Here is a 9,862-nt window from a genome sequence, read left to right as displayed (position 1 = left end):
TCCTGCAGCATGAGGTAGCCCTGCACCGGGTGGCTCTGGATAACGGTGAACTCCTCATCCGTGAGCTTGCCCGGCTTGTTGAGCACGGTCAGCGGTATGGCCGCCTTGCCCAGGTCGTGCAGCAGCCCGGCCATGCCGGCGCTGCGGGTGTGTTCTTCATTGAGGTTGATCTGCTTGGCCAATGCCACCATCAACGCGCAAACCGCCACCGAGTGCATGTAGGTGTAGTCGTCGGCTGTCTTGAGGCGGGCCAGGCTGATCAGGGCGCTCGGGTTGCGCGTGACGGAGTCGGAAATCTCCTCCACCAAGCTGCGTGCATTGTCGGAATTCACCGCCTTGCCCATGCGTGCCTCGCTGAACATCGAGACCATGGCCTGCCTGGCCTCCTCGCAGATGGACGCCGCCGCCTGAAGCTCGCTGTGCATGCTGGTAGGTGCCCGGCCCCGCGCACGGCGGGGCGAAGGCGAAGGCGGCGGGTCCACAACCAGGGGCGGCAGCTTGTCAAGCATGCCGAAATCGGTCTCCACCTGGAAGTCGGCCTCCTCGCGCGAGACGGAGCGCACACCGGCCGCCACGTCCAGGCCCTTGGTGGTATCGATCCAGACCTCTTCGATGGACGCGGCCTTGATGCGTGCCAAGTCCTTGGGCTCCTTGAGCACGAACTTCGCCCGCCAGAACGGATGGTCCATCCACGAACCACAGAAATCGTGCACGTACATGCCCAAGGTGAGATGCTCAATTTGTATTCTTTTCAGCATCATGATTCCCAGGGTAAGGAGAAAGACAGCGGGGCGTATTTCATGGCCTCGTACAACCTTCGGCGCAGAAGTGCGTGCTACTGAATCGCCGCGTCATACCAGCCTGACCGTTTGAATCATGTCCTGCATTTCAGATGAGAAGGGGATACTCCGCCCTTTGCCTTGCGCTTTGGCTTGGTACATGGCCAGATCCGCACAGCGGTTCAGGGCTTCCGCATCCCTTGCATCTTTAGGATACAGGGCTATGCCCAGGCTGCATCCTGTCTTGATCGAAACATTGTCGATCATTCGATCCAGCGAAAGCGCGGCTACAAGCTTATTGGCCGCGACAACTGCATCGGATAGCTTTTCGATATCCCGCAGCAAAACTACGAACTCATCGCCGCCAAAGCGTGCCACCACATCGCTGGCGCGCACATGCGCTTTCAGAGTCTTCGCACTCGCTACCAGGAGTTTGTCTCCGATCAAATGCCCATAGGAGTCATTGACCGACTTGAAGCCATCCAGATCCAGCAGTAACAGCGCTACCTGACGACCAGTGCGATCTGCTTGCAGCAGCGCCTGGTCGAGCTGCTGGGTAAAGGACCGGCGATTGCCCAGTCCAGTCAGCTCGTCGTGCGTGGCCTGATGTTGCAACTGCCGTTCTGATTTCTTCGTTTCGCTGGCATCTCGAACAAATGCGATCGTGCCGCTTTCCACCGCGTCGACGACGCGGCTCAGTGCGATTTCCACAGGCAACGTCGTTCCATCCTTTCTCAAGAGTGTCAATTCGCCCAAGGTGGCCATGGGCCGGTGCTGGGGGTTTTCAACGTAGGCCCATCTGCTTTGGGCATGCAACCTGCGAAGGTCCGCAGGCAAAAAGATGTCGACAGATTGACCCACCAGTTCGTGGGATTGGTAGCCTGCCAAATTGCAAAGCGCGTCGTTGGCGAGCATGATGGCATCGCTGTCGGATATGAACAGGATGCCATCTGGCGCCTGGGAAATGATGAGCTCAGATAGATTCATAGGTCGTGGGACATCTGGATGTCGTCGATGTTTGGAGTTCGTTGGGCGACTTCCCCAATGGGCTCTTGCACCTATTTCTGGTGTCGGCTATTTCTGAGCAGCTCAGAAATTTTCCCAGTCGCCTTGGCCATCAGTCGCGGCAGCGGCGACCTGTTTGGGCTTGGAAGGGCGAACGTTCGACACTTGCTTCGTCGGGCGATCAAACGAAGGGGTGTGGGACAGAGACTGCGCGTTGAAGTGATGACGCTCCACGTTTGCCAGGCCGCGTTGTCCATGCGACGGCAACTTAGGACTTACGCCGCTTGTGGGAAGACTGAAGACAGACACTGCTTGAACCAGTTGCTCAGCCTGGAGCTGCAGACTTTGGGCGGCTGCTGCGCTTTCCTCGACCAGTGCAGCATTCTGCTGAGTGACTTGGTCCATCTGCGCGACCGACTGGCCCAGCGAGGTCACGCCCGTGCTTTGTTCGCGGCTCGCTGCACTGATTTCACCCATGATGTCGGTAACTCGCCGAATGGAGGCAACGATCTCTTGCATTGTCTCGCCAGCCCGGTCTACCAATGCCGAGCCCTGTTCAACTTGGGTGACACTGTCAGTGATCAGCGTCTTGATCTCTTTGGCTGCTTGGGCGCTGCGTTGTGCCAGGTTGCGCACCTCGCTGGCCACCACGGCAAAGCCACGGCCTTGCTCACCGGCCCGTGCGGCTTCTACAGCAGCATTCAGCGCCAGAATGTTGGTCTGGAAAGCAATGGAGTCGATTACCCCAATGATGTCTGCAATCTTCTTGCTGCTGTCATTGATGCCCTTCATGGTGCCAACCACCTGATTCACCACTTCGCCGCCTTTGACTGCCACTTCTGAGGCGCCCATAGCCAATTGGTTGGCTTGGTTGGCGTTGTCCGCGTTGTGGCGCACGGTAGTGCCCAGTTCTTCCATGGTGGAGGCGGTCTGCTGCAGCGCACTGGCTTGTTCTTCAGTGCGTTGGCTCAGGTCAATGTTGCCCGTCGCAATCTGGGTTGAGCCGGTCGCAATGGAGTCTGACGCCCCGCGCACTTGGCCCACGATTTCGGCCAGGTTCGCCTGCATGGTGCCGAGGGATGCCAGCACGCTGCCGGCTGGGGCGCTGTCCGCGCCCAGGACCAGACTCAAGTCGCCCTTGGCAACACGCTGTGCGGTCGCTCCCAACTCGCCAGGCTCACCACCCAATGACTTGGTCAAGCTGCGGGTGATCAAAAACCCTGCAATGGCTGCTGCCAAGAATGCGATGGCGCATGCCGCAATCAGCATGCTCCGCTGCGTGGCGAAGCGAGCAGCAGACTCTTCTGTGAGAGATTTGGCTTGCTCCTTCGTGTAGTTGTCGTATTCGGTGCTTTTTGCGATGAGTGCGGCGAGCAACGGGCGACACTCTTCATTCATTTTTGCAATGGCTTCATCGTGTTTGTTGTTCAACGCCATGTCCACGATGGCCAAGGCTACAGGTCCATAGCGCGCCTCGATGGCGTCGAGCTCGCTGATCAACTTGCGTGCTTTTTCTCCCGCATCGCTGGCACTGGCGATCATTTTGTTCAGTTTTTCCAGCTGTTCCGTAGCATTTTTGTGTGCTGCAAGGACCTTCGTCTTCTCTTCTGCAAGATCTGCAGGTTTGGTCACAAGAACAAGATTGCGGGCAGCGATGGCACGGTTGTCCACTTCCATCCGAACAGATTGGGCCATTTCTGATCGTGCATTCACGCCCTCCAGATAGCCTACGAATGCGGCGTTGGCGTCTGAAATTGCCTTCCAAGATAGTCCCGCCACCAGCAAAACCAGGAGCGCCAGGAGGCCGAATGCAGCAGTCAGTTTGCCGCGTACCGTCATGTTGTTGAAGTTCATAAATTCTTTCTTAGTGGGTTACAGCACCGGCGACTTGGGCGCGTGCCATCAGTTGGGGGATGTCGATAAGAAGCAGGGTTAGCTCGGAGGACTCCTGGGAGATGCAGGCAAGTCCTGTCACATGCCGTGCCTCGCCGTATTCGCCCATGGACGGCATATTTCGTATCTGGTCCTTTGCAAGGGCCACCACGTCCGAGACCGAGTCAACAACTGCGCCAATGGTCTGATGTCCTGGCAGGTTGATGACGACAGTGACGGTGGAACTGTTGAAGTGCGCGTCAAGACCCAGGCATACCCGCAAATCCACCACGGGCACGCTCACCCCGCGGAGATCAAGAATCCCTCTCACGTGCGGCGGGGCGCCTGCTATCTGGGTCGGCTTTTCGTAGAACCTGATTTCTTGAACTCCAAGGATTCCTATGCCATACGCCTCAGTGCCAAGTCGAAAGGCCAGGTACTCACCAGCCTCCGCCTTGGTGTGGGATGGGTCAGTTGAATTTGCTTGATAAGGTGAAATTGATGTCATCGATGGAACCGTCTTTTGGTTGAAATGATCTTTTCGCAATTTTAATGATAAAAAAGAAAAAATCAATACCAAGGAGAAATCATTTTTCACAGATGCTGAGTTCGACGGCCTCACCAGCAGCAGGTGCCGGGACGGGCGATGGAAGCCAAGGGTGCTTTGAGGCGAAGCTCGGATAAAGCCCCTTGCTTGAAGGTGGCGTGCCATTGGCTGGCGTGCAACCATCGAGAGTCGCTAGAGGCGCAGCACTTCGCCCAGCCGGATGCGATCGAATGCTTTTTCAGAGGCTGGAGATGCCTCATAGGCGTTCGTTCCAAAGCCTGCGTGTCGCTCCTTGGAGAACTGGCGCTGCTGACCTCTAAAGTTCGGCCGGCATGGTCTCGGTAGCCCCGCGCGCGGGGAGAATGATGTGGAACACCGAGCCGCCTTGCCGCACGTTCTCGGCGTAGATCTGCCCCCCCAGGGCCTCCACAATCTTCTTGCAGATGGCCAGGCCCAGACCCGTGCCACCCGAGCCGTCCTTGGTCTGGCTGGATTGCTTGAAGGCCTCGAAGATGGCGCTGAGCTCTTCATGCGGGATTCCCGGGCCATGGTCCCGCACGGCCAGTCGGATCTGGCCTCTTCGGTCGACCCTGCCCAGCAGGGTGATGGACGATGCTTCGGGCGAGAACTTGATGGCGTTGGCCACCACGTTGCGGATGACCTGCTGGAACCGCACCGGATCGACCTTGGCCGTGAGCGGCAGGTCGCCCAGTGCCACCTCCAGGTGCAGTTTGCGTTGGGCCAGCAGCGGCTCCAGCTCGCGCAGCACGGGGTGGATGATGCCGCGCAGATCCACCCGCTCAAGGTGGAAGGTGCCCACGGTACTTTCCAGCTTGGCCACGTCCAACAGGTCGTTGACCAGCGAGAGCATGCGTTCGCCGGAGCGGTGGATGTCCTCGAACATGCCCGCCAGCCGGGCGTCGGCCTTGCCGCGCAGCATGCCCAGTTCGGAAAATCCCATGATGGACTGCAGGGGGGTGCGCAGCTCGTGGCTCATGTTGGCCACGAACTCGGATTTGGAACGAGACGCCTCCTCTGCGGCCTCATGCGCTTCGCGGGTCAACCGCTCTGCTTCGCGGAAGTCGCTGACATCCATTAGCGTACAGAGAATGCCCGTGGGTTGCCCGCTGGCATCGGTCACCACCGCCTTCGTCACCCGCGTATCTCGCCAGGTTCTGCCACCGTGTAGTACCCGGGTCTCGAACATTACCTGGCCGCCACGCTGCTGCAGTTGCCAGTCGGCCGCCGCATGGACAGTGCTTTCTTCAGTGGGCAGAAAGTCGGGCAGGAGCAGGCCAATAACTTCCGCGCGCTTGCGCCCCTGGTACTCCTCCCAGGCGCGGTTCACCAGTATCAGCCGCCCTTCCATGTCCGTCATTGAGATAGGCAGTGGATTCATTTCCAGCATCAGGCCGCGGAATTCCAGTTCGTTCTGGAGGTTCTGCTGTGCGATCCATCGCTCGGTCGCGTCTACCGCACTGCCCGCGAAGCCCATGACCGCACCATCATCGATCAGGGGTACCAGTGCCACGTCGAACAGCAGTTGGCGGCCGTTCTCCAGGCGAAACATGGCCTGGCAGTTGCGCACTCCGCCCGCCTCGCCGTTGGCAAAAAGACCTTCCACCGCGGGCCGGCTGCCGGGCTCCACCAGTTCCTGCAGCGGACGGCCGATGGCCGCGGATTCGCTGCCACCAACCAGCGATGCCAGCCGGGCGTTGACGAAGGTGATGCGGCCGGCGGTATTGGTGCGAAAGATGACCTCCTGCACGCTGCGCATCAGCACTGCCAGCTCGCGTTCGCTGTGGGCAATGCGGATCTGGGCCTGCCTGGAGGCGTGGCTGGCGGCCTCGCGCGAGCGCAGGCTGCGCCAAGCCACTAGCGAGAGCAGCAGCACCACCAGGGTCGCTGCGCAACTGAGCCAGATGTAGCCCTGGGATTCGGTCCACCAGCGGGTGATCGCGGCATCCAGCGGCTCCTCCACGAGGACCACAAGCGGCTGCGTCCGGGACAGGCGGAAGGCGACGATCTGTTTGCCGCCACCCAGTCCCTGGCCCACATAGCTGCCGTGCTCGCGCGCGGGCAGGTATGCGCGGAACACGGGCAGATCGCTGGCTTTGGCCCCTTGGAGTGCGCTGTCTTGGGAGGTCGCCAGAATCTGGCCGTCGTACGATGCGATCGCGGAGCTGAAGCCGACCTGGCCTACGGCCAACTGCTGTTGATTGGCCAGCGCGTCGGGGTTGATCAACCCGATCAGCAGCAAGTCCTGGCCATCGGGCGTGACGAATTTGCGCATGAGCGGAATGAAGCCCAGGCCCGCTGGGGTGGGGCCTTGCGGTGCGCCGGCGCGCAGGCTGCCCACGCCCCGGCCCGCGATCCAGGGGCCCAGGGTGGTTTTGCCCTTCTGCGGGCGCGGCCCCAGCTTGCGCAGATCAATGGTCACCCCCGCCTCCTGTGGCGCACTGCTGGCGATGACCAGCCCGGTGGCATCGGCGACCAGCACCGTGCGCAGGAAGGGGGCGCCTGCCAATGCCTCGCGCAGAAACGCCTCGGTGCGCGGCAGGTCGGCCCCGGGGGCGTGCAATGCATTGGCATCGCCCATGGTGGCGAGGATGAAGAGGCCGCTCTCCACCGTGCGGGTCGTCTGGTCCTCCAGCACACGTGCCAGCAGTTCGGCCTTTTCGGTGCCGGAGGCGATGGCCTTGGTCCGGTCTTTCAGGGATATCCATGCCGTGGCCGCTAGGATACCTGCCACCAGCAGCAGGCCGCAGAGCAGCGCCGTGTTGCTGCCCTTGCGGCTGAGCTTCACCAGGCCCTGGGCGTGGCGCCAGGGCGGGCTGCGGGTGAAGGGGTATGCCATGTCAACGCACGACGATCTCGGTCAGCCCGTGCCTTGCGGCCGCAGCATCGAGCCGGCCGTCACGCTTGATGCGTGCCACGAAGTCATCCACGGTCTTGAGCCATGCATCGTCGCCCGGTTTGACGGCGTAGGCATAGGGCAGCACGAACACCGGCTTGGGCGGGGACACCAGGCGTGCCCAGTCGGCATTGTCGAGCAAGCGGCGACTGTAGGGGAAGTCGGTCATGAACACGTCCACCCGACCACCTTCGAGCTCCCGCTCGCGCGTGGCTGGGGGCGATATCCTCACCAGCTTGGCATGCTTGAGGCGTTCGCCCATCACGGGTTCCATGAAGGTGCCTGCCTGCACGGCCACCAGCACGCCAGGCTGGTCGATGTCGGCCCATTGCTTGATGACGGCATTGCTCTTGGTGGTGATCCCGTAGATATCGCTGCTCAGGTAGGGCTGGGTGAACCTGAGGTGCGCCATGCGCTGGGGCAGCATGCCAATGGCGAACATGCCCACATCGCAACGGTCCGCCTGCAGGTCTTCGACCAGGGTGGCGAACGACGTCTCTACATACTCTACCTTCGCTTTGAGATCCTTGCCCAGCTCGGCGGACAGATCGATGTCTATCCCCGCCAGTTGCTGGGTGCGCGGGTTTCGAAACGTGATGCCGTAGTAATCGGGCCAGATGCAGACGCGCACGGCATGCCGTGCCGATATCTTTTCCTGCACCGGGCCTGCCAGAGCGGGCCCGCTGAGCATCAGGCTGGCAAGTGCGCTTGTGAAAGCGATTCGAAGGATGAAAGGCATGGCGTTATCCTGGTAGGAGGACGATTCAGGGTGCGTCGATCAGATCGGCGAAAGTGGGGCGTTGCTCCGTGACCTTGCGCCGCAACGCGTCCAAATGTTCGAAGTGCTGGACGAAAGTGTCCACGATCACGGGGTCGAATGCCGTGCCGCGCTGTTCGATGAGCATCGACAGGGCTTTTTGCGGGCTGAATGCGGGGCGATAGACGCGGTCCATGGTCAATGCGTCGTAAAAATCCACGATGGCCGTGATGCGGCCCGACAGGGGGATGTCCTGGCCTGCCAGCCTGCTGGGATAGCCTGTGCCGTCGTAGCGCTCGTGATGGGTAAGCGACACTTCTGCGGCAAGCAGAAACACAGGCACCCGGGATTTGCCGATGATCTGTGCGCCAATGGCGGGGTGCAGTTGAATGACTTCCCGCTCTTCTTTGGTGAGCGGCCCTGCCTTCTTGAGCACATGATCCGGGGTGCCGATCTTGCCGATGTCATGCATGGGTGCAGCACGCCGCAACAAGCTGGCAAAGCCCGGTGTCGATCCCAGGAGCAGTGCCAGCGCCTCGGCCAGAAAACCTATGCGGACAATGTGCACGGAAGTATCATCATCGCGGGCTTCGGCGGCCATGCACAACTGCAGCAATGCCTCATTGTGCGCCCGAGTTATGTCTTCGAGTGCCTTGTTTCTCTCGCGGTACATGTGGCCAAAGTCTTCCACGAAGCGCAGCATCTGTTCAGCTGCCGCTTCGTCGAAGCGAGTGCTCTCGCCTTCAAAGGGGGAAGGCATCGGAATGGCTCCGGTCATGGGCGATTTCAAGCCGGTAAATTGCTTCCAGTACCTGGATGGTGCTGAAAGGCTTGATGAGGTATTCGTCTGCGCCCGCCTTGATGCCATCGCGCCGGTCTTCGGCCTGGCCACGTGCGGTGAGCATGATGACCTTGGTGTGCTTCAGGGCGGGATTGGCCTTGATGCAGCGGCAGACTTCCAGCCCCGACAGGGTGCCAGGCATCATGATGTCCAGCAACACCACATCGGGTGAGTGGGCGCGCGCCATTTCCAGTCCCACATCGCCGTTGGCGGCTTCGTAGATCTCGAAATCCTCAAACTCCATGGTCATGTGCAGCAGCTTGCGGATGTCGGCGTGGTCTTCGACGATGAGTACTTTTTTCATGGATGTCCTGGGTGGATGCTGACAATTAGGCGAATTTGCAATTTCGATATGAATTTGCATTTTTTGTATCATATCAATCATTTAATTCATTTGCAAGCGGTGTCAATACAAATCGTTTGCAAGTAAAATAGCGTAGTCATGAAAACTGAAAAATCTCTCGACGCTTCTCCTGCAGCCGACCAGCTCACTACCTTCGAGGCTGCGCGGATGCTTGGAATGGCCGTGCGTTCGGTGCAACTGATGGTGGACCGCAATGAACTGCAGGCCTGGAAGACTCCGGGAGGGCACCGGCGTATTTCGCGCCGCTCGGTGGAGCAGTGGTTGCGTTCGCGCTCTGGCGGATCTGTGCCTCTGGCCGATGCGACGGTGTCTGCTGTCGCAGCGCGCGAGCCTTTCAGGCACCCAGCCACGCCGCTCCCGGAGCTTGAAGATGGGCGTGTGCAGGCACCCGGCGAGAAGAAGGTGCTGCTGATCGAGGATTCCATCCACTTCCAGAACCTGGTGTCTTTGCTGGTGGAGCAGCACTTTCCGGCCTGGCAGTTGCACATTGCCAATGACGGCATCACCGGGCTGGCCATGTACGGCCAGATCCAGCCTGATATCCTGATCGTGGACATTCTGCTGCCCGGAATCGATGGAGCAACCCTGATCACGACGCTGCGCTCTCACCCCCAGTTCGCCAGGAGCCGCCTCATCGTCGTGACCTCGTTGGACGAATCCCAGCGCGCCCCCTATGCATTTGCGCTGCAGGGGGTGAACCTCATCCACAAGCCTCGGCTGGTGCTCGAGTTGCCCGCGCTTCTCGCCCAGAGCGCGGAAACCAGGGCTGCTTCCTGAGCACTG

General features: G+C 60.3%; 9 protein-coding genes. 1 reads left to right on the top strand and 8 read right to left on the bottom strand.

Annotation, left to right across the window (positions count from 1 at the left end; all coding sequences use genetic code 11):
- From PMI14_RS16290 to PMI14_RS16255, 8 genes are all read right to left on the bottom strand, one after another.
- On the bottom strand, window positions 1–758 hold a 758-nt coding region (locus PMI14_RS16290; RefSeq protein WP_007856198.1), incomplete at its 3' end, for a DUF3391 domain-containing protein.
- A 93-nt stretch (window positions 759–851) separates the two neighbouring features.
- Window positions 852–1,766: a sensor domain-containing diguanylate cyclase gene (locus tag PMI14_RS16285; protein WP_007856197.1), complete on the bottom strand. Its 915-nt coding sequence runs from the start codon at window positions 1,764–1,766 to the stop codon at window positions 852–854.
- A 102-nt stretch (window positions 1,767–1,868) separates the two neighbouring features.
- Window positions 1,869–3,638 (bottom strand): methyl-accepting chemotaxis protein, encoded by a 1,770-nt coding sequence (locus tag PMI14_RS16280; RefSeq protein ID WP_007856196.1) that lies wholly within the window; start codon window positions 3,636–3,638, stop codon window positions 1,869–1,871.
- Between the two features lie 10 nt (window positions 3,639–3,648).
- Complete coding sequence (locus tag PMI14_RS34270; protein WP_085947292.1) at window positions 3,649–4,386, bottom strand: chemotaxis protein CheW; 738 nt, start codon at window positions 4,384–4,386, stop codon at window positions 3,649–3,651.
- A 133-nt stretch (window positions 4,387–4,519) separates the two neighbouring features.
- Window positions 4,520–7,060: an ATP-binding protein gene (locus tag PMI14_RS16270; protein ID WP_007856194.1), complete on the bottom strand. Its 2,541-nt coding sequence runs from the start codon at window positions 7,058–7,060 to the stop codon at window positions 4,520–4,522.
- A gap of 1 nt (window position 7,061) precedes the next feature.
- Window positions 7,062–7,856 carry an ABC transporter substrate-binding protein gene (locus tag PMI14_RS16265; protein WP_007856193.1) on the bottom strand — a complete coding sequence of 265 codons (795 nt, stop codon included), beginning with the start codon at window positions 7,854–7,856 and terminating at the stop codon, window positions 7,062–7,064.
- A gap of 25 nt (window positions 7,857–7,881) precedes the next feature.
- Window positions 7,882–8,652 carry an HD-GYP domain-containing protein gene (locus PMI14_RS16260; protein ID WP_108016495.1) on the bottom strand — a complete coding sequence of 257 codons (771 nt, stop codon included), beginning with the start codon at window positions 8,650–8,652 and terminating at the stop codon, window positions 7,882–7,884.
- Entirely contained in the window at window positions 8,618–9,019 is a 402-nt protein-coding gene (locus tag PMI14_RS16255) for a response regulator transcription factor (RefSeq protein ID WP_007856191.1), read from the bottom strand. The genes PMI14_RS16260 and PMI14_RS16255 overlap by 35 nt, the downstream gene beginning before the upstream one ends.
- Before the next feature lie 138 nt (window positions 9,020–9,157).
- On the opposite strand from PMI14_RS16255, the gene PMI14_RS16250 reads away from it, so the two are divergent.
- Window positions 9,158–9,856, top strand: a complete 699-nt coding sequence (locus PMI14_RS16250) for a helix-turn-helix domain-containing protein (protein ID WP_035204131.1) — start codon at window positions 9,158–9,160, stop codon at window positions 9,854–9,856.
- Window positions 9,857–9,862: the final 6 nt, after the last annotated feature.

The organism is Acidovorax sp. CF316 (assembly GCF_000276605.1).
Taxonomy (GTDB): domain Bacteria; phylum Pseudomonadota; class Gammaproteobacteria; order Burkholderiales; family Burkholderiaceae_C; genus Acidovorax.
The sequence above is the reverse complement of the archived record's forward strand: the minus strand, read 5'-3'. Positions and strand labels throughout refer to the sequence as shown.

Bases quoted from the DNA above. Each gene is read 5' to 3' on its own strand.
- PMI14_RS16265 (WP_007856193.1), bottom strand. From the start codon at position 7,856: ATGCCTTTCATCCTTCGAATCGCTTTCACAAGCGCACTTGCCAGCCTG.
- PMI14_RS16255 (WP_007856191.1), bottom strand. From the start codon at position 9,019: ATGAAAAAAGTACTCATCGTCGAAGACCACGCCGACATCCGCAAGCTG.
- PMI14_RS34270 (WP_085947292.1), bottom strand. From the start codon at position 4,386: ATGGTTGCACGCCAGCCAATGGCACGCCACCTTCAAGCAAGGGGCTTT.
- PMI14_RS16260 (WP_108016495.1), bottom strand. From the start codon at position 8,652: ATGACCGGAGCCATTCCGATGCCTTCCCCCTTTGAAGGCGAGAGCACT.
- PMI14_RS16270 (WP_007856194.1), bottom strand. From the start codon at position 7,060: ATGGCATACCCCTTCACCCGCAGCCCGCCCTGGCGCCACGCCCAGGGC.
- PMI14_RS16250 (WP_035204131.1), top strand. From the start codon at position 9,158: ATGAAAACTGAAAAATCTCTCGACGCTTCTCCTGCAGCCGACCAGCTC.
- PMI14_RS16280 (WP_007856196.1), bottom strand. From the start codon at position 3,638: ATGAACTTCAACAACATGACGGTACGCGGCAAACTGACTGCTGCATTC.
- PMI14_RS16285 (WP_007856197.1), bottom strand. From the start codon at position 1,766: ATGAATCTATCTGAGCTCATCATTTCCCAGGCGCCAGATGGCATCCTG.